The following is a 22,785-nucleotide window of genomic DNA, read 5'->3' as shown; positions in this document are numbered from 1 at the left end:
CGACTTGAGAAAAGGATCGACTGCATGACGAGGTTCACTTCCACCCGGCTCGCCCGCACCGCCGCCCTGGCCGCGACCTCCGCGACCCTGGCGCTCACCGCGACGCCTGCCCTTGCCCATCTCAATCCCGGCGAGCACGGCTCCTTCGCCGCCGGCTTCAGCCATCCGCTGTTCGGCGCCGACCACATTCTGGCGATGATCGCCGTCGGCCTGTGGGCCTGGCAGATCGGCGGCCGCGCGGTCGCCCTGGTGCCGGCCGCCTTCGTCGGCACCATGCTGCTCGGCTTTGTCCTCGCACTTGCCGGCGTCTCCCTCCCCTTCGTCGAACCGGCGATCCTCGCCTCGGTCGTGGCGCTCGGCCTGCTCGTGGCGCTGGCCGTGCGGCTTCCGGTCGCCGGCTCGGCCGCCGTCGTCGCAGCCTTCGCCCTGTTCCACGGCCATGCCCATGGCGGCGAGATCGGCGCGGCAACGCAGCTCGCCTACGGCGCCGGCTTCGCGCTCGCCACCGCCCTGCTGCATGCCGCCGGTATCGCGCTCGGCTACGGCCTCGGCAAACTCGCGTCCTCGCGCGGCCACACCCTGACGCGGGTGCTCGGCGGCCTGACGGCGCTCGCCGGTGCCGCCCTGCTCATCGGTGGGTGACCGGCCACCACTTTACCGCCTCTGACCCTGAGCGGGGATAACTCGCTCGAGCGGGTGTTTTTCGCCCCGGAACCTCGCCCGGAGGCCGGCTTTTGCGAGATTGAGACCGCATTCTCGAAATTCAGCGATTTTGCGACGGGATTTCGCAAAATCCGTCTCGAAATTTGCAAGCGACGAAACCGGCACGAAAACGCCCGGGCGAGCGAGGTCTCGTCCGGGCGTTTTTTCTGAAGGCATTCAGCCGTCTGCGCCGGTCAGGCCAGCCCCCGGCGGCCGAAGGTCGGACGCGACTGTCGGCCGCCCGGCGGCACACGGCGCTTTTCAACGACGACAGGCTGGCCCTGCGGCGGCAGACCGCTCGCCGCCATCGCGGTCCGGCTGCCGCCCTGGCCGCTCCGGCCGTTGGCGTGCCGGCGGATCAGGTCGTCGATCTCTTCGGCCGAAAGTCCCGAGCCTGCCCCGTTGCCCGTCCCGTAACTTGCCCCGTAACTAGCATGCCCCTCGCCGTCCGAGCGCGACAGGCCGAAGCGGTTGGTACCCTGGGTTCCGGGGACAAACAGGCAGAGCACGAACAGGATCAGCCCGCCGACGAAGGGCACAAACAGCAGCAGATACCACCAGGCGCTGCGGCCGATATCATGCAGTCGGCGGGATGAGAGGCAGAAATTCGCCCAGATCATGGCCAGGCCGACGAGGATCATCGGGACGGACGCCCCCAGTGGCACCGCCCCGTAGAGTTTCCTGTACGTTGCCATGAAGACAAGACCGCCGAAGGCGATGAGGAAGGTAAGGACCGAGCAGATCAACCAGTCGATCCGCCCCATGCGCCCGTTCGGGCTGTAAAAATTCTCCAACATGCAATCACCTGCAACCAGAACGTCAATGGACGCAATCTAGCAGTGTGCAGGCGAGGACAAAATCGCGGCGCCCTGCAATCTCCGATCTCGGTTAATCGGGGACAACAACCACCGCCATTTTGCGTTCGGGTCGCGATCTCACGCCTTGGCGTCGCGCTGCGCGATCCAGTCGTGGTCGGGATGGTTCTTGAAGCGCCACTTGCGCAAGGGGCCAGCCATCACGTTCAGATAGTACATCTGGTAGCCATAGGGCGCGCCGCAGGGATGGTGGCCCTTCGGCACCAGCACGACGTCGCCGTCCGACACCGCCATCGTCTCGTCGAGGCTGCCGTCCTCGGTGAAAACGCGCTGGATGCCGAAGCCCGTCGCCGGATCGAGACGGTGATAATACGTCTCCTCCAGATAGGTCATGTCGGGGTAGTTGTCCTCGTCGTGCCGATGCGGCGGATAGGACGACCAATGGCCCTGCGGCGTGAAGACCTCCGTCACCAGCAGGCTGTCGGCAACATCCTTGTCCTCCATCGCGATGGGATGGATGTAGCGGGTATTGGTGCCCTTGCCGCGCTCCTCGAAACCGATGTTCTCGATCATCCCGGCTTCGTGCCCGCCGCTGCCCGGCGCGGTGCAAACGGCCAGCGTCAGCTCGGTCGTCGCCTTCGCCTCCCAGGACGAGCCGTTCGGCACGTAAAGGCAATGCGGCGGCTTGCGCTCGAAGACGCTCATGCGCTCGCCCCGCTCGCCGAAGGAGACCCCGCCGGCGCTGAGCTCGGCCCGCCCCTCGACCAGCACCAGGATCGCCTCGCGGTCGCCCGTCGCCTCGCTCGCGCTCTCGCCCGGCGCCAGCCGGTAGAGCGTGAACCCCACATAGGACCAGCCGGCGCTCTGCGGCGTGATGTCGTGCACCTTGCCGTGCTTGCCCTTTGGTTTCACCAGCAGATCGGCCATGGCGTCCCTCTCCCGTCTCGTGTGTATCGAGGCCTTGCGGCCCACCTTATCCCCGGTCGAGGCCGGTCTCGCGCGCCAGCGCTTTCAGCGCCTTGAGGCCCATCGACTGGTAGGTCACCGGGTCGCGGACCTCCGGGTCCTGCTCCGCCTCGATGACCAGCCAACCCGAATAGTCGTGCTTTGCGGCGGTCTTCAGCACTGGCGCGAAATCGACCCCGCCTTCGGGATCGCCCGGCACGGTGAAGACGCCCCGACGGACGCCTTCCAGGAAGCTCAGCCCCTCCCCGCGAACCTCAGCCATCACATCCGGACGCACGTTCTTGGCGTGGATATGTGAAACGCGGCCCATGTGCTTTTCGGCGAGCCGCGCCGGATCGCCGCCGCCGAAATAGGCGTGGCCCGTGTCGAGCAGCAACCGCGTCGCCGGACCGGTCAGCTCCATCAGCGCGTCGATTTCCTCTTCGCTTTCAACGATGGTGCCCATGTGATGGTGGTAGACGAGCGGCACGCCCTCGGCCGCGCAATGAGCCGCGACCTTCTCCAGATCGGCACAAAAGGCGGCGAACCGGTCCCGGTCGAGACGCGGCCTGTCGTTGACCGCAACCCCGTCGTTACCGTGGATAGCGTTGGAGGTCTCGCAGGCGATCAGCACCGGCGAGCCCATCGCCTTCAGCCGCGCCAGATGCTCGCCGATCGCCTCGATCTCGGTGTCGGCCGAGCGCGTCAACAGATGCAGCGAGTACCAGGCCGAGACGAATTTCAACCTGTGCGGCGCCAGCGTTGCGGCGAGTTCCGCCGGATCGGTCGGAAACTTGTGGCCGTTCTCGATGCCGTCGAAGCCGATCTCGGCAGCCTGCGACAGGCAGGTCTGGAGCGAAATATGGGCGCCGAGGCTCTGGTCGTCGTCGTTGGACCAGGCAATCGGGTTGGTGCCGTAGAGGATCATCTGTTGCGCCTTCAAAGAGTCGAAGCGGGGTGAAGACTAGTCGACAAGGTTCTGTTTCTTCAGGGCATTCTCGTAAGATGCGCGAGCCGAGCGGACCGCCTCGCGGGTCGAGACCTCCGGCACCGCAACGTCCCACCAGTGGCCGCCGGCCTCGGTCGTCGCCAGCGGATCGGTGTCGATGACGATGACGTGGCTGCGCTCCGACGCCCTCGCCCTCACCAGCGCGGCCTCGAGCCCCGCGATGTCGTCGACCTTCTCGGAGATCGCGCCCATCGAGGCGGCGTGCGCGGCGAAGTCGATGTCGCTCGGCACCACATGACGGGCCGTGTCGAGCAGGTTGTTGAAGCTCTCGCCGCCAGTCGCCCGCTGCAGGCGGTTGATGCAGCCGAACCCGCGATTGTCGAGCAGCACGACGATGAGCTTGCAGCCCAGCATCACGGAGGTCGCGAGCTCGGAATTCATCATCATGTAGGAGCCGTCGCCGACCATGACGACGACCTCGCGCTCGGGCTGCGCCATCTTGGCGCCGAGCCCGCCTGCGATCTCGTAGCCCATGCAGGAGAAGCCGTATTCCATGTGGTAGCCCATCGGCCGGGCGGCCTTCCAGAGCTTGTGCAGCTCGCCCGGCAGGCCACCGGCCGCGCAGAAAACCACAGCGTTTTCATCGACATTGCGCTGGACGGCGCCGATCACCTGGGCATCGCTCGGCAGCGCGTTGCCATCGGGCGGCGGGGCTGTCGCCGCGTCCACGGCGGCGATCCACTCGCGCTTGAGATCATCCGCCGGCGGCGTGAACCGCGTATCGCCGAGCGCCCGGCCCAAAGCCTCCAGCCCGTCGCGCGCATCGGCGCAGAGCGGCACGGCGCCGTGCTTGGCCGCATCGTAGGGCGTCACGTTGAGGCTGACGAGCTTGCGGCCCGGCCGCGCGAACAGCGACCAGGAGCCGGTGGTGAAGTCCTGGAAACGCGTGCCGACACCGATGACCACGTCGGCCTCGGCGGCGACCGCATTGGCGGCCGAGGAGCCGGTGACGCCGACCGACCCGAGGTTCAGCGGATGGTCCCAGGCGAGCGCCGACTTGCCGGCCTGGGTCTCGACGACCGGAATGCCGTGCGCTTCGGCGAAACGCGCAAGTGCATGATGCGCAAAGGAATAATGCACGCCGCCGCCGGCAACGATGACCGGCCGCTCGGCCGAGGCGAGCAGGCGCGCGACCTCCTCCAGCTCGGCCGGATCCGGCTGGGGCCGGCGCATGCGCCAGACCTTCGGCTCGAAGAAGCTCTCCGGCCAGTCGAAGGCCTCGGTCTGCACGTCCTGGCAGAACGCGAGCGTGACCGGGCCGCATTCGGCCGGGTCGGTCATCACGCGGAAGGCGCGCGGCAGCGCGGTCAAGAGCTGCTCGGGCCGGGTGATGCGGTCGAAATAGCGCGAGACCGGACGGAAGCAGTCGTTGACGCTGACCGTGCCGTCGCCGAAGTCCTCCAGCTGCTGCAGCACCGGATCGGGCGCGCGCCCCGCGAAGACGTCGCCGGGCAGCAGCAGCACCGGCAGGCGGTTGACATGGGCCATGGCCGCGGCGGTCAGCATGTTGGTGGCGCCGGGGCCGATGGAGGTGGTGACGGCCATCGCACGGCGGCGGCCGAGCTGCTTGGCATAGGCGACGGCGGCATGGGCCATGCCTTGCTCGTTGTGGCCGCGCCAGGTCGGCAGCTCGTCGCGCACGCCGTAGAGCGCCTCGCCGAGGCCTGCGACATTGCCGTGGCCGAAGATCGCCCAGACGCCGGAGATGAAGGGAACGCCGTCCTCGTTCATCTGCTGGCAGAGATAGCGCGTGACGGCCTGTGCCGCCGTCAGCCGGATGGTCGTCGTCATGCCGCTCTCCCGTCTGCCGCCCTCGCCCGGTCCCAGGCCGCGCAAAGCGTTTCGTATTTCGACGCCATGAGCGCGATTGCGCCCTCGTCGTCAAGCGTGCCATCGAGCCAGCCCCGCGCCGCCTCGAAGAAGATGGTGCGCCCGACGGCGAAGCCCTTGACCAGCGGGAAGCGGGCCGCCTCCGTGAAACTGGCCTCCAGATCCTCCATCGGCGCGTCGAGCCCGAGCACGACGATGCCACGAACATGCGGATCGTTCTCGGATATCGCGGCGCAGGTCTGCGCCCAGGCGGCGGCGGAGACGGAGGGCTCCAGCTTCCACCAGTCGGGATAGACGCCGATCTCGTAGAAGCGGCGGATCAGCGTCGCCGTGGTGTCGTCGCCGACCGGCCCGACCTTGGACGGGATGACCTCCAGCAGCAGCTCGAGCCCGTTGGCGCGCGCGGCGCGCGCCAGCCGCAGCACCGTCGCCTCCTGCGCCGCACGCATCGCCTCGTCGTCGTCCGGATGGCAGAAACACAGGACCTTGACCACGTGGTCGGCCGGCCATTCGGCAAGGCCCGAACCGAAGTCCGGGCCGATTTCCAGCTCCAGCGGCCGGGAGCCCGGAAGCTCCACCGGGCGGCCGATCCAAAGGCCAGTGCCGGCGGCGGCGAACAGCGCCTCCTCGCCGAACCTGCCGTCGCTGAGGATGCCGTAGCCGGGCCGCCCCTCCTGCACCCGGCGGGCGGCGGCAAGGCAGAGCTTCTTGAAGGCAGGAATGCGGGAGGTGTCGGCGCCGAGCTCGGCGGCCAGATCCTCCAGCTGCTTACGGTGGTCGAAGGCGAAGACCCGCATCACCGGCCAATCGCCCTTGCGGGTCGTCGCCCAGTGGATCTGCTCCAGCTCCGCGTCCTTGCGCAGCGCCGGCACGCGCACGCCGCGCTCCAGGAAGAAGCACAGCTCCTCCCAGCTCGGATAGGACGGGGTGCAGCCGTGCCGCGAAACGGCCAGAGCGCCGCAGGCATTGGCATAGGTCAGCGCACGCTCCCAGCCCTCGTCGCGCAGCCAGCCGCGCAAGAGGCCGGACATGAAGCCGTCGCCCGCGCCCAGCACGTTGAACACCTCGATGGGAAAGCCCGGGCCGGAGATGCCCTCATCGAGATCGGCGGGGATCTTGGCCTCGAAGGCGACCGCGCCCATCGGCCCGCGCTTGCACACGAGCGTTGCGGCGGAGACCGCCCGCACGGCGCGCAGGGCGGCCAGCGTATCGGTGCTGCCGCCGGCGATGTGGAACTCCTCCTCCGTGCCGACGATCAGGTCGAAGAGGTGGAGATGCGACTGCAGCTTGGCGGTCACCGCGCGGGATTCGATGAAGCGGCTTTCGCCGGCATCGTGCCCGGCAAGCCCCCAGAGGTTGGGCCGGTAGTCGATGTCGAGCGCGGTGCGGGCGCCGTTTTCGCGGGCAAGGCGCAGGGCCTTCAGCACGGCTGCCTCGGTGCGCGGGTTCGACAGGTGGGTGCCGGTGACGGTGACGCAGCCGGCCTCGGCGATGAAGTCCGGGTCGATGTCTCCCGCGTCCAGCGCCATGTCCGCACAATTCTCGCGGTAGAAGATCAGCGGAAACTGCTCGCGGTCGCGAATGCCGAGGAGCACCAGCGCGGTCAGCCGCTCCGGATCGGTCCTGACGCCGCGCACGTCGACCCCCTCGCGCACCAGTTCCTCACGGATGAAGCGGCCCATGTGCTCGTCGCCGACGCGGGTGATGAGCGCGGAACGCAGGCCGAGCCGCGCGGTGCCGGCCGCCATGTTGGTGGGCGAGCCGCCGATATACTTGGCGAAGCCGCGCATGTCCTCCAGCCGACCGCCGACCTGGGAACCGTAGAGATCGACCGAGGCGCGGCCGATGGTGATGACATCGAGCGGCCGCGCATCCCGGCCTTGCTGCGAACTCATGACAACCTCTCCCCGCCCTGCCGGAACCGCACAGGAGCCCTCCCGCCCCTCAAAACGGAACATAAATTCCATTATGGCCGGCTGCAACCGCTTTATCGCCCGGCCGTGGTGGATAACCGGGCCGGGGTTCGCTGAGGCAAGCGTACCGACAACCGCACGGCAACGCCCTGCGGATCGGCAGGTTTTCGCCTGTTATCAACTCCATAGAGAATCAAGCTGGAGCCAATCCTCCGGTGTCGGACACGGAACGCGGAGCATGCGCCGCGCCGCCTTGCGCAGCTGCGCGACACTGCCTGTGCGGGCCCGAATACGCTCCGCCCTGCCCCGTCCGGCCTGGAAGCGATACGGCCGGAGCACCTTGCACAGCCGTGCAAAAACTGCATATGGAATTTTTGTTCCAAATTCTCGAACAGAGCTCCAAAAGCGATTTTCATTGCATTGCAACATCAAACGTGATCTATGCGGCGCAACGGCGTCCGCGTGGAGACACGAGCCTTTCGTGACCGGCGCCCAGACGCAACCTTCCTCCCGATCGTTGCCGATACGAAGCGCTGCCACCCGAGCGACGGACGAAACACGATCCGTTTCCGGTGCCGGCGCGCCCCAAGGCAGCTGATCTGCGCAAGCTCCCTTCACGACGACACGGACCGCGACCGCTCGCCCATGATGGCGTGCCGGCGCGAGCAAGGAGTCCGCTTGACCACGTTCAACGACCTCGGCCTCGCCGAGCCGATCCTCAAGGCCCTTGCGGCCGAGGGGTACACTTCCCCGACGCCGATTCAGGCGCAGGGCATTCCCGCGATCATGTCGGGCGCCGACGTGCTGGGCCTCGCCCAGACCGGCACCGGCAAGACCGCTTCCTTCGTTCTGCCGCTGCTCAACCGCATCGTTGCGCAGAACACCCGTCCCGAGCCGAAGACCTGCGGCGCGCTGATCCTCGCCCCGACGCGCGAGCTCGCCGCCCAGATCGCCGACAGCATCCGCGCCTACGGCCAGAAGGTGCGCCATTCGGCCACCGTCGTGGTCGGCGGCGTCCGTCCGTTCCCGCAGGTGCGCAACATGGCGCGCGGTGTCGACATTCTCGTCGCAACGCCGGGCCGCCTGATCGACCACATGCAGGGCGGTGCCATCCGTCTCGACCAGACCACGACCGTGGTTCTGGACGAGGCCGACCACATGCTCGACCTCGGCTTCCTGCCGGCGATCCGCCAGATCCTGGCGAGCCTGCCGCGCGACCGCCAGACGGTGCTGCTGTCGGCAACCATGCCGAAGCCGATCCGCGCGCTGGCCGAGGACTTCCTGAACAACCCGCAGGAAATCGCGGTCGCACCGGCCTCCAAGCCGATCGACCGGATCGAGCAGAAGGTTCTGCTGATCGAGCGCGACGCCAAGCGCCAGGCGCTGGTCGACGTGCTGCGCAGCGATGACATGGACCGCGCGATCGTCTTCACCCGCACCAAGCACGGTGCCGACAAGGTCGCGCGCCAGCTCGACCAGGCCGGCATCCATGCCGCCGCGATCCATGGCAACAAGAGCCAGAGCCAGCGGCAGAAGGCGCTCGACAACTTCCGCTCGGGCCGCACCCCGGTGCTGGTGGCGACCGACATCGCCGCGCGCGGCATCGACGTCGACGGCGTGTCCCACGTCGTCAACTACGAGCTGCCGAATGTGCCGGAGGCCTATGTGCACCGCATCGGCCGCACCGCGCGCGCCGGCAAGAGCGGCATCGCCGTCTCCTTCTGCGACCGCGAGGAGCGTCCGTTCCTGCGCGACATCGAGAAGCTGATCGGCAAGGTGCTGGTCGAGCGCGAGGACGACGGCCCGGCCCCGCGCAAGCAGTCGCGCGGCGGCGGTGGCCGCGGCCAGCAGCAACAGCAGCAGCGCAAGCCCTTCCGCCCGCGCGGCGAAGGCGGCGCACGCGACGAAGGTCGCGGCGAGGCCCGCGGCTTCCGCGGCAATTCCAACGCCAATGGCGGTGCACGCAAGGACAAGCCTGCGGGTCATGGCCAGCACGAGGGCCGCACCGACGGCTTCCGTGGCGGCCAGCAGCAGCGCAACAGCCGCCCGCAGGGCGCCAAGCCGCGCGATCACAGCGGCGAGCGCGGCCGTGTCCGCTCGTTCCAGCCCGCGTAACGCGGCAAGGCCGAAACACGCTTGAACACGAACGCCGGCGCGGATCCCTCCGCGCCGGCGTTTTTCGTTTCAAGGCCGGGCTCCTCGCCCCTGCCCGCGTCAATCGGCGGCGCGTACCAGCTGGGTCTGGGTGCCCAGGCCCTCGATGCCGAGCGCCAGCCGGTCGCCTGGCTTCAGGTAGACCGGAGCCGGCTTGATGCCCATGCCGACGCCCGGCGGCGTGCCGGTGGAGATCACGTCGCCCGGGTGCAGGCTCATCATCTGCGACAGGTAGGAGATCACCTTGGCGACGCCGAAGATCATGGTCGCGGTGGAACCGGTCTGCATCCGCTTGCCGTTGCGGTCGAGCCACAGGTCGAGCGCCTGCGGGTCGCTCACCTCCTCGCGGGTGACGAGCCAAGGACCGAGGGGACCGAACGTGTCGGCCGACTTGCCCTTGGTCCACTGGCCGGCGCGCTTGGTCTGGAAGTCGCGCTCGGACACGTCGTTGGCAACGCAGTAACCCGCGACATGGGACAGCGCGTCGGCCTCCGACACGTATTTGGCGTGACGGCCGATGACGACGGCGAGTTCCACTTCCCAATCGGTTGCGACCGAGCCGCGCGGCAGCTCGATGCCGTCGTCGGGGCCGCAGATCGCCGAGGTCGCCTTCATGAAGACGATGGGCTCGGGCGGCACGTCGAGACCGGATTCGGCCGCATGGTCGGAATAGTTGAGGCCGATGCAGACGAACTTGCCGACCCCGCCGACGCAAGGTCCGATGCGCGTCCCCTCGTCCACCAGCGGCAGCGAGGCCGGGTCGAGCGCGGCAATGCGGGCCAGCCCCTCGTCGGAAAGGGTCTTGCCGGCGATATCGTCGACATGGGCGGACAGATCGCGGATGCGCCCTTGCGCATCGACAAGGCCGGGGCGCTCAGTGCCGGCGGGTCCGTGGCGGACGAGTTTCATGGAAGGTCTCCTCACAAGCGACCGTACAAACGGCGTCGCGCGATCATAGGCGGTTGAGGAAAAACGGCAATCGCCGCACCGGCGCGATCACGCGCGCCCGGGCAAGGCCTCCGGCGGGGCCAGCGAATAGCTGGTCGAACGCCCGCCGCCGGGATCGCGCACGAGAATCCCGCGGGCAACGAGATCGTTGATATCGCGCAGCGCCGTATCGGGCGAGGTTTTGGTCAGCTTCGCCCATTTCGACGAGGTGAGCTTGCCGTCGAAGCCGTCGAGCAGGCGGTTCAGCACCTTGCGCTGGCGTTCGCCGAGCGGCTCGCCGGCAAGCGCCTGCCAGAAGGCCGCCTTGCGCAGCACGTCCTCGAGAATGCCGGCGGAATCGTCGAGAGCGCGGTCGAGGCAAGCGAGAAACCACAACAGCCAGGGCGTGATGTCGAGATCGCCCTTCTGCGTGCGCTCGAGGATCTCGTAATAGCCCTTGCGGTCCTGCCGGATTTGCGAAGAGAGGCTGTAGAAGCGCTGGTCGCTGCCCTCGGAACGGGCGAGCGCCATGTCGCCGATGGCACGGGCGATACGGCCGTTGCCGTCCTCGAAGGGGTGAATGGTGACGAACCACAGATGCGCGATCGCGGCCCGCAGAACCGGGTCGAGTGTGTCCGGGCTGTCGAACCACTCCAGGAACGCGGCCATCTCGCCGGCAACACGGGACGCGGGCGGAGCCTCGAAGTGGACCTTCTCGCGGCCGAACGGCCCCGAGACGACCTGCATGGGCCCTGCCTCTTCATCGCGCCAGCGACCGACGGCGATGCGGAGCATGCCGCTGCGCCCGGTGGGAAACAGCGCCGCGTGCCAGCCGAACAGGCGCTCGCTGGTCAGCGGCCTGTCGAACGCCCCGACCGCATCCAGCGTCATCTCGACGACACCCTCGACATTGCGGTCGACCGGCGGCAGGCCGCCGATATCCATGCCGAGCCGGCGGGCGATGGAGGAGCGAACCTGGCTGCGCTCCAGGATCTCGCCCTCGATCTCGCTCGACTTGACGACATCCGCCGTCAGCGTCTCCAGAACCGCTTCGGAGCGCAGCTCGAAGCCGAGCGCGTCCATGCGCCCGGTCAGCCGCCCCTGCCGGTGGCGCACCGCCGCCAGCGGGCCGGAAACCGCCGCATGGTCCCAGCGAAACGCCGGCCAGTCGTCGAGTTGGTGGATATAGGTCGCCATTCTCCGCATCCTTTGCGGGGAATATAAGCCCTATTCGCCGCATTCGCAATCAATCGCCGCACATCATGCGGCGATTGCGCCACCCATTCGCCGCACGAACCATAGATGGGCCCGTGCACTACCCTTGCGAGCAGTCGCTGCGGATTGCATTGTGGTGCCTTGAAGCCTGAAGACACTCGAACGACAAGGCCCGGCCATGACCAGAGCATTCACCCACCTGATGTTCCAGGGCAAGGCGCGCGCGGCGCTGGAGACCTATCAGGCGGTGTTTCCCGATTTCTCCGTCGATCTGCTGGAGCTGAACGGCGACGACACGGCCGCGCCCGGGACGGTGCGCATGGCGAAGGTTTCCTTCGCCGGCCAGAGTCTGATCGTCATCGACAGCCCGATGCCGCATGCCTTCGACTTCACGCCGTCCATGTCGCTGTTCGTCGAGATGGACGATGCGCAGGCGCTGGACACAGCCTTTGCCCGCCTGTCGGAGGGCGGCAACGTCCTCATGCCGCTGGACGATTACGGCTTCAGCCCGCGCTTCGGCTGGCTGGTCGACCGGTTCGGGCTGTCCTGGCAGTTGTCGTTGCCGATGTAAGGCCGAAAGCGCGCCCGCCTCAGATGGCGGGCGACCGATCCGCCCCCCTGTCCGGCAGGGGCGGCTCGGGCGGATGGGCAGAGCCGGCGGCCAGGAAGGTGCGGCCGCGGCCGTCCTGCTTGGCGCGGTAGAGCGCCTCGTCGGCGCTGCGGATCACCGACTTGGCGGTCAGCGCATCGTCCGGCCACCAGGCGACGCCGATGCTGGCGCCGACGGATGTGCTGCCGCCCTCGAACACGATCTGCGAACAGATGCCGGCAACGATCGCATCGCACAGGGCGAGCACCGAGGCCCGGTCGAGCCCGTCGCGCAGCAGCACGATGAACTCGTCGCCGCCGACACGCGCGGACATGCCCCGGTCGCCGACGGCCTCCAGGATACGGGCGGCCACCGTGCGGATCACCAGATCGCCGATCGGGTGCCCCCAGGTGTCGTTGACCTGCTTGAAGCGGTCGAGATCGATGCACAGCACCGCGCAGCGGTCCTGCTCGCTGCGCTGGAGCACGCGTTCCATCTCCTGCTCGAACTGCACCCGGTTAGGCAGGCCTGTCAGGGCGTCGTGATTGGCGAGGAAACGGTTGCGCTCCTCGCTCTTCTGCAGGCGGCGGAGGCTGCGCACGAAGCGCAGGGCAACGAAGCCGAGCGCGATGGCGGCCAGCACCAGAACACCGACCAGCAGCGGCAGCGCCTCGCGCCAGATCACGGTCGAGGGATGGCTGCGGACCCAGGTCGCGACGAAGCGCGGGGCGCCCCGCCCCAGCGGGAGGACGTCGCTGTCGGGCGGCACCGCATTAGCGGGATGGATGGCGAAATCGCGCAGGCCCAGCTTGCGGCCGATCTCGCTCATCGTCGAGGGCAGCAGCGGCTTGAAGGTCAGGAGAACGTTGGGCGGGCCGTCGGGCAAGCGCGCATCGTCGTCGGGCACGATCACCTGGGCGACGATCATGTTGACCTCGCCGTCCATCTCGCGCACGTCCGACACGTAGAGCGGGTCCCGGGACCGCACCGGATGCCGCGTCACGCGAAAGCCGGCGCCTTCGCGCTCGCGGGCCGACGCATAGGCCTCGCGCGCCTGCTGAACCAGATCGGATGCCAGGTCGACATAGGCCTTGGCCTCGGCTTCCGAGCGGATGTCGTCCTCGAAGACCAGCAGCCTCGGCGCGTCGTCGGGGCCGACCATGACGGTCGCCTGGATGCCGAAATCCTCCCAGTGCCAGTTGGCGATCTCGTCCTGGACGAAGGTCCAGTCGATACGGGCGACCAGCGCCCTCACCGCCTCGTCCCAATGGGACACGCGCGACTGGTCGTCGGCCAGGATCTCCACCTGCCGGTCGAACTCGTTGCGCACCAGATGGCGCTCGTCCTGCGCGCGAACCTCGTCGGCGATGCCGCCGGCACTGCCGAGCATGTGGGTGTTGGAAAGCGCGAAGGCGATGACGACGGCGACGCACACCAGATAGATCACCAGCGCCAGGTTGCGCTTGCGTCCGTCCAGCCAGTGCTCCGTCGATCCTGTTGCGGTCTGCTGCATGGGCGCCAAGCTGCCACGAAGACTTGAATCTTCGCCTAACCGATGTGGTTCCCATGCCGTTAACGAACCGGCGGCGCAAAACCGCCGGTAGCGCCTGCGACTTGATCTCGCGCAAGGCGGGCCGGTGCCTGCCGCCCCACACTGCGACCGGGCTGGACAGGAACACGGCAACGGGGAGACCGATGGGAAAGACGATGAAAGCCGCCGTGGTGCGTGCCTTCGGCGCACCGCTCGACATCTGCGAAGTGGTGCGGCCCGAGGTGGCGCCCGGCAAGATCCTGGTGAAGATCGCCGCCAGCGGCGTCTGCCATACCGACCTGCATGCGGCCGAGGGCGACTGGCCGGTCAAGCCGCAGCCGCCCTTCATTCCCGGCCATGAAGGCGTCGGCACCGTCGCCGCGGTCGGCGCCGGGGTCACCAGCGTGAAGGAAGGCGACCGGGTGGGCGTGCCGTGGCTGCACACGGCCTGCGGCCATTGCCGGCATTGCGTCGGCGGCTGGGAAACCCTGTGCCACGACCAGCAGAACACCGGCTACAGCGTCAATGGCGGCTTTGCCGACTATGTGCTCGCAGATCCGGACTATGTCGGCCACCTGCCGGACGGGCTGGCCTTCGCGCCCGCAGCGCCTGTGCTGTGCGCCGGCGTCACGGTCTACAAGGGGCTGAAGGAGACCGAGGCGAAGCCCGGCCAGACCGTCGTCATCATCGGCATCGGCGGGCTCGGCCACATGGCCGTGCAATATGCCAAGGCGATGGGGATGCATGTCATCGCCGTTGACATCTCCGAGGAAAAGCTGGCGCTGGCCCGGGCGCTCGGCGCCGACATGACCCTCGATGCGCGGACCGGCGACGTTGCCGCCGAGGTGCAGAAGGGCGGCGGCGCGGAAGGCGTGCTGGTGACGGCGGTCTCGCCCAAGTCGTTCAGCCAGGGGTTCGGCATGCTGGCGCGCGGCGGCACGATGAGCCTGGTCGGCCTGCCGCCCGGCGACTTTCCACTGCCGATCTTCGACACCGTGCTGAACCGCAAGACCGTGCGCGGCTCCATCGTCGGCACGCGCAACGATCTGGCCGAGGCGCTGGCCTTTGCCGCGGACGGCAAGGTCGCCGCGCATTACTCGGTGGACCGGCTGGAAAACGTCAACGCGATCTTCGACACGATGCGCGCCGGCAAGATCGACGGGCGCGTGGTGATGGAGATCTGATGGGAGCGGCTCAGCCGCGCTCCAGCGCGGCGAGCATGAACGAAGCGCGCTCGGCGACCGGGACCTTCGGCAGCAGCCGGGTCTCGTAGCCGAGCGTGGGCAGGATATCCGCAAGTCGTTCGTATTCCTCGACCGCGGCGGCAAAGCCGTGCCGGCGCTCGTCATCGCCGGCATGGATCTCCGGCCAGGGCGGGGCGAGAAAGACCAGCGGCCGGTAACGGTAGCGACGGGCGAGCGGCGCAAGCACCTTGCGCCCCGTCGCGACCTCGAAGGCGGAGGCGGCATCGATCACGCCGCGGTCGAAGAAGGTCCAGCCGTCGTCCCCCGCCCCGACACGCGCACTGTGCCAGTCGGCGACCGCCATGCGGATCGCCCGCCGGGCAAAGGCGGCGAGATCGACCCAGGGCAGCGCGCTGCCCTCACCCGCCAGTTCCTCGCGGACGATACGCCGGCCGGGTTCCTCGACCGTTCGGTGACCGCGGCGGGCAAGCTCTTCGATCAATGTGGATTTTCCGCCACCGGAACAGCCGGTGACGAGCACGAAACGCTCATGCATGGGAAGGCTCTCTTTTTGGCGGAAAGCGGGGAACGGCGTATCAACGCCCTGCCCCGCATCCCTCGAGCCTACATCGCGTCGTAGTCGAGCACCACCGTGTCGGAGACCGGACGCGACTGGCAGGTGAGGACGAAGCCGGCCTCGATCTCCCAGGGCTCAAGCGAATAATTGACCGCCATGTCGACCTCGCCGGCCTCGACCTTGGCGCGGCAGGTGCAGCACATGCCGCCCTTGCAGGAATAGGGAACCTCGACGCCCGCGCGCATCGCCGCATCGATGATGGTCTCGCCGGCCGCGACCGGCACCGTGACACGGGCTCCGTCGATGATCAGTTCCGCGCGTGCCTCGTGGGCGGTCTCGGAGATGTTCTTCGCGGGTTTCGCCGCATGCGGGGCGGAGCCGTCGGCCGGCGTGAAGAACTCGCGGTGGATGCGATCGCCCGCCACGCCGAGGCGCGACAGGACTTCGCTGGCGGTCTCGATCATCTCGCCGGGACCGCAGAGGAACACCCCGTCCGCATCCGCCACCGGCACCACATGCCTGAACAGGCGCTCCAGCTTTTCCGCATCCAGCCGGCCGGACAGGATCTCCACGTCCTGGGTCTCGCGCGACAGCACGTGGAAGACGCCGAAGCGGGTCGGGAAGACGTCCTTCAGGTCCTCGATCTCTTCCTTGAAGATGATCGTCTGGGCGCTGCGGTTGCCGTAGAACAGGAAGAACTCGCTCTCGGGCTCGCGGGTCAGCACCGTGCGGATCATCGCCAGAACCGGCGTGATGCCGGAGCCGGCGGCCACCGCCACGAGACGGCGCAGGCCGCCCTCATGCGCCGGCAGCACGAAACGGCCCGACGGGGTCATCACGTCGATCTCGTCGCCGGCCGCCACGTTCTCGTTGGCGAAGGCGGAAAAGACGCCGCCGTCGATCTTCTTCACCGCGACACGCAGTTCGCCGTCATCCTCGCCGGCGCAGATCGAATAGGACCGGCGCACTTCCTCGCCGCCGATCACCGTGCGAAGGGTGAGATACTGGCCGGCGGCGAAGCGGTAGGCTTCTCGCAGGTTCTCCGGCACGTCGAAGGAAATCGACACGGCCTCGGGCGTCTCGCGCCTCACTTCGCGGACCTTCAGCGCATGGAATCTCGGCGACATGCGGTTTCTCCCTCAAAAGCTTCCGGCGGCATCCCTGGCCTGCCGGACAAGACGCCAGCTCAGTGGCACTTGAAATAGTCGAACGGCTCGGCGCAGGAGCGGCAGCGCCACAGCGCCTTGCAGGCAGTGGAGCCGAACTCCGACACCTTCTCGGTGTCGAGCGAGCCGCAGCGCGGACAGGCGACCTCGTCGTCGCCGAACAGGGCGCGGCGGGAGGCCTTGCCGGCCGGCGGAGCGATGCCGTAGGCGCGCAGCTTTTCGCGCGCCTCCTCGCTCAGCCAGTCGGTGGTCCAGGCCGGCGACAGCACGGTGTTGACCCGCACCTTGCCGAAACCCTCCGCCATCAGCGCGATCTCGATGTCCATGGTGAAGACGGCCATGGCCGGGCAGCCGGTATAGGTCGGCGTGATGTCGACCTCGACCGTGCCGTCGGAGGCGATGCGCACATCGCGCAGCACGCCGAGATCGCCGATGGTCAGCACCGGAACTTCCGGGTCCGGCACCTGCGCGGCGACCTCGAAGGCACGCCGGCGGGCGCTCTCCCCCGCGATGTCGTGCAGGCGCGAGCCCATCTGCGTCACCACTTGTGGCCGGGCCAGGCCCGCTGCATGTACTGCATCTGCGACAGCAGGTGGCCGAAGCTCTCCGAATGACGGCCCGACCGGCCGCCGGTCTGGAACCAGCCATCGGGCGGCAGGCGCAGCGTCGCCTCGTCCAGCACCTCGCGCAAGGTGGCGTGCCACTCGTCGCGCAAGCTCGCCGGGTCGACCGCGATGCCGGCGGCGACCAGCCGCTCGACGACGCCGTCGATCTCGAACAGCTCGCCCGTGTAGGGCCACAGCTGATCGACAGCGGCCTGGGCGCGCTCATGGCTCTCGGTCGTGCCGTCGCCGAGGCGAATGGTCCACTCGGCCGAATGGCGCACGTGATAGGTCGCTTCCTTCTCCGCCTTGGCGGCGATGGCGGCGAGCGTTGCGTCCTTCGAGCCCTTCAGCTCGCGCCACAGCGGCAGCATGAAGGCGGAGAAGAAGAACTGGCGCAGGATGGTCTGGGCGAAGTCGCCGTTCGGCTGCTCCACCAGCAGGCAATTGTTGAACTGGCGCTCGTGGCGCAGGAAGCAGAGCTGGTCCTCGTCGCGCCCCTCGCCTTCCACCTCGCCGGCATAGGTGTAGAGCGCGCGCGCCTGGCCGATATGGTCGAGCGCGACGTTGGCGAGGCCGATATCCTCCTCAAGCGTCGGCGCGTGGCCGCACCACTCGCCGAGGCGCTGGCCGAGAATGGCCGCATCGTCGGCAAGACGCAGGGTGTAGGCAAAGAGGTCGGCGGACTGGTCGGTCGTGGTCATGGTGCCGCTCCCGCTCACATGTTGCCGACTTCTTCGGGGATCTCGTAGAAGGTCGGATGCCGGTAGATCTTCGAGGCGGTCGGCTCGAACATCACGTCCTTCTCGGTCGGGTCGGAGGCGACGATCGCCGAGGACGGCACAACCCAGATGGAGACGCCCTCGCCGCGGCGGGTGTAGACGTCGCGCGCGGCCTGCAGCGCCATCTCCTCGTCGGCCGCATGCACCGAACCGCAATGGCGATGCGCCATGCCGGTGCGCGAACGGATGAAGACTTCCCAGAGCGGCATGTTCTTCTCGGTCATGGTTTTCTCCCTCGGGCTCGCGGGCGCATGGCCGGTGCGAAAGCCTCATGTTCCATCGGAACGTCGTTGTGCCTTGCCCCCGGCGCGTGCCCCGCGCCGGGGTGTCGCTCACTCGGCGGCGATGCGGGCCGCCTCGCGGCGGTTGCGGCGCTTCTCTGCATAGGCAAAGGACGCCTCGCGCACCCAGGCGCCCTCGTCCCAGGCCTTGCGGCGAGCGTCCAGGCGCTCGCGGTTGCACGGGCCGTTGCCAGCGACGACGCGGGAGAACTCCTCCCAGTCGATCTCGCCATATTCCCAGTGGCCGGTTTCCTCGTTGAACTTCAGGTCCGGGTCGGGAAGCGTCAGGCCGAGATAGTGCGCTTGCGGCACGGTCGCGTCGACGAACTTCTGGCGCAGCTCGTCATTGGTGAAGCGCTTGATCTTCCAGGCCATCGACTGGGCGGAGTGCTTGGAGTCGGTGTCGGACGGGCCGAACATCATCAGCGACGGCCACCACCAGCGGTTCAGCGCGTCCTGCACCATTGCCTTCTGCTCTTCCGACGAGCGGCACATCTCCAGCAGCAACTCGTAGCCCTGGCGCTGGTGGAAGCTCTCTTCCTTGCACACGCGGATCATGGCGCGCGAATAGGGACCGAAGGAGCAGCGGCAGAGCGGGATCTGGTTCATGATCGCCGCGCCGTCGACCAGCCAGCCGATGGCGCCGATGTCGGCCCAGGTCAGGGTCGGATAGTTGAAGATGGAGGAGTATTTCGCCTTGCCGGACAGAAGTTGCTCGGTGAGCTCCTCGCGGGACACGCCCAGCGTCTCGGCGGCGGAATAAAGGTAGAGGCCGTGACCGCCCTCGTCCTGCACCTTGGCGAGCAGGGCCGCCTTGCGCTTCAGGGTCGGGGCGCGGCTGATCCAGTTGCCCTCGGGCAGCATGCCGACGATCTCGGAATGGGCATGCTGGGAGATCTGGCGCACGAGGGTCTTGCGATACGCCTCCGGCATCCAGTCGTTGGGCTCGATCTTCTCTTCGGCGTCGACGCGCGCCTGGAAGGCAGCGAGCAGCGCGGCGTCTTCGCTGCGCTCGTCCGATGCGTCACGGGCGTTCAGGGCCTGGGTGTACATGCGATCAACCCCTCCTCGGTTGCCATGCGGGACGCGCAAGGGGCGCGCCTTATCTGCCATGCATTATACGTGACGATATTTTTATATTTCAAGTATTTTCTGTCACACGTTAGCACAGGGCGAACCGCTTCGCGCAAGTGGCTGATTTGTCTGATATCCCCGGCTCAGCCGGCGGAGAAGCGGCGGATTTCCGAGGCATCCGGCGGCGGCAGCGCGCCGTCGCGGCCGCGCGCATGAGCGGCGATCCAGGCCTCGGCCGGCGCCCGCAACGCGCCGTAGAGGCGGGCCGCCAGCCGGTTGGCGGCAAGGCCCGGCCAGTCGGCGGGCAGCAGCGCAGGCGGCAGCATCGGATCGCGCAGGATCAGCCGGCGATAGTCGTGAACGAGCAGGATGCGGCAGACCATCGCCGTCTCCGGCGACAGGTGCCCTTCTTTCGCACCGCCCTGCCCGGCCTCCAATGCCTCGGCGAGCGGCGCGTAGCGGCGGCAGAAGGACTGGTAGCGGCCGGCCAGCGGGGCAAGGTCGAAGGCGCGGGCAACGAGATCCGCGTCGGACCCGGACAGCACGGAAGCCGCCAGCGTCACCGCGCCATCCGCCGCCCCTTGCGGAAAGTCGGGCCCGTCCAGCGGCGGGCTGGCCGGGGTGCCGAGCAGCACGCCCGGAGCCAGCAAGCCGTAACCGGCCTTGCGGGCCGCCTCGCGCAATCCGCTGCGGCCGTCCGTTTCGGGCAGCACGACGACGCGCAGTTCCACCTGCCGCGTCTCGCCCCCTTCCGGCGCAAGGCGATAGATGCGCTGCGAGGCCGGGGTGAAGGTCGCGCGCCCGGCCGCCGACAGCGCGTAGAAGCTGAGCCGCCCCTGACGCTCGCGCTCGACCCAGCCGTCGCGGGCAAGCCGCGAGAGCGCCGCGCGCACGGCCGCCGCATCGATGCGCATCAGGCCGAGCAGATCCGACAGCGTGCCGGCCCATACCTCGCCGCCGCGCGGGGCGACGAGATCGCCGAAGATCGTGACGATCAGCGACCAGACGCGCAGCGGCTGCGTTTCGTGCAGCCGATCCAGCAGGGCCGCCGCGAGCGCCTCGACATCCGCCGGAGCCGTGCCGACCTCAGCCGGCGGCGTGGTGGGCATGCCAGTGCCAGGCGATGTCGATACGCCGGGTGACCCAGACCTTCTCGTGCGAGGCGACATAGTCGAGGAACCGGGCGAGCGCCGCAGCGCGTCCCGGACGGCCGACCAGACGGCAATGCAGGCCGATGTTCATCATCTTCGGCGCGCCGGCCTCGCCTTCCGCATAGAGCGTGTCGAACGTGTCCTTCAGGTAGGTGAAGAACTGGTCGCCCGAGTTGAACCCCTGCGCGGTCGCGAAGCGCATGTCGTTGGCATCGAGCGTGTAGGGAATGACGAGATGCGGGCCGGACGGCCCTTCCACCCAATAGGGCAGATCGTCGGCATAGCTGTCGGAATCGTAGAGGAACCCGCCCTCCTCCATCACCAGGTCGCGGGTGAACTCCGACGAGCGGCCCGTGTACCAGCCGAGCGGGCGCGACCCGGTGACCTCCTCGTGGATGCGGATCGCCTCCATCATGTGGCGACGCTCGTCCTCGCGCGAGAAGTCCTTGTAGTCGATCCACTTCAGCCCGTGCGAGGCGATCTCCCAGCCGGCCTCGTTCATGGCCGCGACCGCATCCGGATTGCGCTGCAGGGCGGTGGCGACGCCATAGACGGTGACGGGCATGGAGCGCTCGGTGAACATCCGCCACAGGCGCCAGAAGCCGGCGCGCGAGCCGTATTCGTAGATCGATTCCATGTTCATGTGCCGCTGGCGATGCCAGGGCGCGGCGCCGACGATCTCCGAGAGGAAGGCCTCGGAATGGCTGTCGCCGTGGAGGATGCAGTTCTCGCCGCCCTCCTCGTAGTTGATGACGAACTGGACGGCGACGTTTGCGTCGTTCGGCCACTGCGGATTGGGCGTCTCGCGTCCGTAACCGACGAGATCGCGCGGATAGGTGTCGCTCATTGGGACCGTCCGTTGCACGAGGGGACCAGGCCCAAGACGGGCTGCTCAAGCCCGGAGGAAACCCAAAACCGTGCGCCGATGCAAGGCCTTCGCGTCAGCCGCGCTCGCGCACCCGCACAGGAACCGGGACAAGGGCCGGCTCGAGCGCAAGTTGGGTCCCGCCGCGCGCCCGGCGCCCGCGGTCGTCGCCGGGCTCCGACGGCAGCGCCATGATCGCCGCGCCCATCGCCGCCGAGCACAGGGTGATCATCAGGCCGGCAAGCAGCACCACGACAGGCAGCCAGGGCTGGTCGGAGGCCATGATCAGGCTGCGCAGGCCGCCCGTGTCGAGCCACATCAGCCCGCCGAGCACGATTGCGGCGGCAAAGGCGCCGATCAGCCAGTTGATCGCCAGAAGCCGGAAGAAGGGCTGGGCCAGCAGGCGGGAGATGCCGCCAGTATTGGGGCCAGTCTTGCGAGAGGCCTTGCGGGAGGAGGTGTCTTGCAGGTCGGTCATGGATCCGCACTCGCGTTTGCAGCGTAAAGGCAACCGGAACATCTGACCGTCACCTTTGAACGCCATCCTGTCGAGAACATGGCGCAGGCGCGCGGAATGTCCACGTGGTCGACTGCCGCAGCCGTGCCGAAAAATGCTGCGACCCGCGAAAAACCCTGCGAGCGGCGCTTGTGCGGCAGGTATCACCATCTATATAAGGCGGGAGTATATCGATCCGATATATGCATACTCAAGAATATATCGAACCGGCACTGTCCGCAGCCAGCAGGCCCTGAAAGGGCGAAAAGCGCAAGCGCGGTCGGAACGGACAGGCCATGAACAGAAGGACGGATCGCACCGCAAGGACAGCGACCGACAACGGCTGGACAACAAGATCGCCCGCAACGACAGGGCGACGGGCCGACACTCCCGGCGAGGGCGGAAGGAAATCCGAGAATGAGCGTCAGAACACTGTGCCTTGCAATCCTGAATTTCGGAGACGCCACGGGTTACGAGATCCGCAAGCTGTCGACCGAAGGCAAGTACAGCTATTTCGTCGATGCCAGCTTCGGGTCGATCTACCCCGCGCTCGCCCGGCTGGAGGCCGAAGGGCTGGTCACCGTGCGCGAGGAGGCCCAGAGCGGCAAGCCGTCGCGCAAGGTCTACTCGATCACCGAGACCGGCCGGGCCGAGTTCATCCGCGATCTCAGCCAGCCGCCGGCCCCCGATTCTTACCGCTCGCCGTTCCTGCTTGTCGCCATGTGCGCGGAGCTGGTGGGCCCCGAGGTCATCGCCAGGGCCATCGATGCGCGCCTTGCGCATCTGCGCGAGGAACTGGCCAAGCTCGAGGCGATTGGAACAGAGCCCTGCGACCAGCGCCCGGCCGCAAGCTTCATCCTGGAATACGGGCGCAACTGCATGACCGAAGACATCCGCTTCCTGGAAGCGAACCGACATCGACTTGAAGACATCGCACACGGCGGCACGCACCTCCCCCTGGCGGCAGAGTGAACGAA

At 67.9% G+C, this 22,785-nt stretch carries 22 protein-coding genes; 5 read left to right on the top strand and 17 right to left on the bottom strand.

Annotation, left to right across the window (positions count from 1 at the left end; genetic code table 11):
- Positions 1 to 24 precede the first annotated feature (24 nt).
- Positions 25 to 642: a HupE/UreJ family protein gene (locus tag BBX35_RS17095; protein ID WP_067222450.1), complete on the top strand. Its 618-nt coding sequence runs from the start codon at positions 25 to 27 to the stop codon at positions 640 to 642.
- A gap of 254 nt (positions 643 to 896) precedes the next feature.
- Here the strand turns inward: BBX35_RS17095 and BBX35_RS17090 are convergent, their stop codons facing one another.
- The 5 genes from BBX35_RS17090 to BBX35_RS17070 form a co-directional block, all read right to left on the bottom strand.
- A complete protein-coding gene (locus tag BBX35_RS17090; protein WP_083206383.1) occupies positions 897 to 1,499 on the bottom strand; it encodes a DUF805 domain-containing protein in 603 nt (200 codons plus the stop codon).
- Between the two features lie 138 nt (positions 1,500 to 1,637).
- A complete protein-coding gene (gene iolB, locus BBX35_RS17085; protein ID WP_067222440.1) occupies positions 1,638 to 2,444 on the bottom strand; it encodes a 5-deoxy-glucuronate isomerase in 807 nt (268 codons plus the stop codon).
- A gap of 46 nt (positions 2,445 to 2,490) precedes the next feature.
- Positions 2,491 to 3,390, bottom strand: coding sequence for a myo-inosose-2 dehydratase (gene iolE, locus BBX35_RS17080; RefSeq protein ID WP_067222437.1), 900 nt, complete (start codon positions 3,388 to 3,390; stop codon positions 2,491 to 2,493).
- 36 nt (positions 3,391 to 3,426) lie between these two features.
- The gene (gene iolD, locus BBX35_RS17075) at positions 3,427 to 5,262 is read right to left on the bottom strand and encodes a 3D-(3,5/4)-trihydroxycyclohexane-1,2-dione acylhydrolase (decyclizing) (RefSeq protein ID WP_067222434.1); all 1,836 of its coding nucleotides are present in this window, start codon (positions 5,260 to 5,262) and stop codon (positions 3,427 to 3,429) included.
- Positions 5,259 to 7,196, bottom strand: a complete 1,938-nt coding sequence (locus BBX35_RS17070) for a bifunctional 5-dehydro-2-deoxygluconokinase/5-dehydro-2-deoxyphosphogluconate aldolase (RefSeq protein ID WP_067222432.1) — start codon at positions 7,194 to 7,196, stop codon at positions 5,259 to 5,261. Before BBX35_RS17070 ends, iolD begins: the two co-directional genes overlap by 4 nt.
- A 696-nt stretch (positions 7,197 to 7,892) precedes the next feature.
- On the opposite strand from BBX35_RS17070, the gene BBX35_RS17065 reads away from it, so the two are divergent.
- Positions 7,893 to 9,329, top strand: a complete 1,437-nt coding sequence (locus BBX35_RS17065; protein WP_088946115.1) for a DEAD/DEAH box helicase — start codon at positions 7,893 to 7,895, stop codon at positions 9,327 to 9,329.
- Positions 9,330 to 9,428: 99 nt separating this feature from the next.
- On the opposite strand, the gene BBX35_RS17060 is transcribed toward BBX35_RS17065, so the two are convergent.
- Complete coding sequence (locus BBX35_RS17060; RefSeq protein WP_067222429.1) at positions 9,429 to 10,277, bottom strand: fumarylacetoacetate hydrolase family protein; 849 nt, start codon at positions 10,275 to 10,277, stop codon at positions 9,429 to 9,431.
- 87 nt (positions 10,278 to 10,364) lie between these two features.
- Positions 10,365 to 11,492 carry a Fic family protein gene (locus BBX35_RS17055; RefSeq protein WP_067222427.1) on the bottom strand — a complete coding sequence of 376 codons (1,128 nt, stop codon included), beginning with the start codon at positions 11,490 to 11,492 and terminating at the stop codon, positions 10,365 to 10,367.
- 196 nt (positions 11,493 to 11,688) lie between these two features.
- Between BBX35_RS17055 and BBX35_RS17050 the strand changes: the two genes are divergently transcribed.
- Entirely contained in the window at positions 11,689 to 12,081 is a 393-nt protein-coding gene (locus BBX35_RS17050; RefSeq protein ID WP_067222424.1) for a VOC family protein, read from the top strand.
- 19 nt (positions 12,082 to 12,100) lie between these two features.
- Here the strand turns inward: BBX35_RS17050 and BBX35_RS17045 are convergent, their stop codons facing one another.
- Complete coding sequence (locus tag BBX35_RS17045; RefSeq protein ID WP_067222422.1) at positions 12,101 to 13,612, bottom strand: diguanylate cyclase domain-containing protein; 1,512 nt, start codon at positions 13,610 to 13,612, stop codon at positions 12,101 to 12,103.
- 182 nt (positions 13,613 to 13,794) lie between these two features.
- On the opposite strand from BBX35_RS17045, the gene BBX35_RS17040 reads away from it, so the two are divergent.
- On the top strand, positions 13,795 to 14,814 hold the full coding sequence (locus tag BBX35_RS17040; RefSeq protein WP_067222420.1) for a zinc-dependent alcohol dehydrogenase: 1,020 nt from the start codon (positions 13,795 to 13,797) through the stop codon (positions 14,812 to 14,814).
- A gap of 10 nt (positions 14,815 to 14,824) precedes the next feature.
- On the opposite strand, the gene BBX35_RS17035 is transcribed toward BBX35_RS17040, so the two are convergent.
- The 9 genes from BBX35_RS17035 to BBX35_RS16995 form a co-directional block, all read right to left on the bottom strand.
- Complete coding sequence (locus BBX35_RS17035; RefSeq protein ID WP_067222418.1) at positions 14,825 to 15,370, bottom strand: AAA family ATPase; 546 nt, start codon at positions 15,368 to 15,370, stop codon at positions 14,825 to 14,827.
- Between the two features lie 68 nt (positions 15,371 to 15,438).
- On the bottom strand, positions 15,439 to 16,518 hold the full coding sequence (gene paaE, locus BBX35_RS17030) for a 1,2-phenylacetyl-CoA epoxidase subunit PaaE (protein WP_067222416.1): 1,080 nt from the start codon (positions 16,516 to 16,518) through the stop codon (positions 15,439 to 15,441).
- A 59-nt stretch (positions 16,519 to 16,577) separates the two neighbouring features.
- The gene (paaD, locus tag BBX35_RS17025) at positions 16,578 to 17,090 is read right to left on the bottom strand and encodes a 1,2-phenylacetyl-CoA epoxidase subunit PaaD (protein WP_067222761.1); all 513 of its coding nucleotides are present in this window, start codon (positions 17,088 to 17,090) and stop codon (positions 16,578 to 16,580) included.
- Positions 17,091 to 17,095: 5 nt separating this feature from the next.
- On the bottom strand, positions 17,096 to 17,863 hold the full coding sequence (gene paaC, locus BBX35_RS17020) for a 1,2-phenylacetyl-CoA epoxidase subunit PaaC (protein ID WP_067222414.1): 768 nt from the start codon (positions 17,861 to 17,863) through the stop codon (positions 17,096 to 17,098).
- A 14-nt stretch (positions 17,864 to 17,877) separates the two neighbouring features.
- Positions 17,878 to 18,165, bottom strand: coding sequence for a 1,2-phenylacetyl-CoA epoxidase subunit PaaB (gene paaB / locus BBX35_RS17015; protein WP_067222411.1), 288 nt, complete (start codon positions 18,163 to 18,165; stop codon positions 17,878 to 17,880).
- A 108-nt stretch (positions 18,166 to 18,273) separates the two neighbouring features.
- Complete coding sequence (gene paaA, locus BBX35_RS17010; protein WP_067222408.1) at positions 18,274 to 19,275, bottom strand: 1,2-phenylacetyl-CoA epoxidase subunit PaaA; 1,002 nt, start codon at positions 19,273 to 19,275, stop codon at positions 18,274 to 18,276.
- Between the two features lie 164 nt (positions 19,276 to 19,439).
- Positions 19,440 to 20,405, bottom strand: coding sequence for a PaaX family transcriptional regulator (locus BBX35_RS17005; RefSeq protein ID WP_171901479.1), 966 nt, complete (start codon positions 20,403 to 20,405; stop codon positions 19,440 to 19,442).
- Complete coding sequence (puuE, locus tag BBX35_RS17000) at positions 20,383 to 21,294, bottom strand: allantoinase PuuE (protein ID WP_067222405.1); 912 nt, start codon at positions 21,292 to 21,294, stop codon at positions 20,383 to 20,385. The genes BBX35_RS17005 and puuE overlap by 23 nt, the downstream gene beginning before the upstream one ends.
- Positions 21,295 to 21,388: 94 nt before the next feature.
- The gene (locus BBX35_RS16995; protein ID WP_244271648.1) at positions 21,389 to 21,790 is read right to left on the bottom strand and encodes a hypothetical protein; all 402 of its coding nucleotides are present in this window, start codon (positions 21,788 to 21,790) and stop codon (positions 21,389 to 21,391) included.
- A 435-nt stretch (positions 21,791 to 22,225) separates the two neighbouring features.
- Between BBX35_RS16995 and BBX35_RS16990 the strand changes: the two genes are divergently transcribed.
- Positions 22,226 to 22,780, top strand: a complete 555-nt coding sequence (locus tag BBX35_RS16990) for a PadR family transcriptional regulator (protein ID WP_067222403.1) — start codon at positions 22,226 to 22,228, stop codon at positions 22,778 to 22,780.
- Positions 22,781 to 22,785: the final 5 nt, after the last annotated feature.

Source organism: Stappia indica (assembly GCF_001696535.1).
Lineage (GTDB): Bacteria > Pseudomonadota > Alphaproteobacteria > Rhizobiales > Stappiaceae > Stappia > Stappia indica.
The sequence above is the reverse complement of the archived record's forward strand: the minus strand, read 5'-3'. Positions and strand labels throughout refer to the sequence as shown.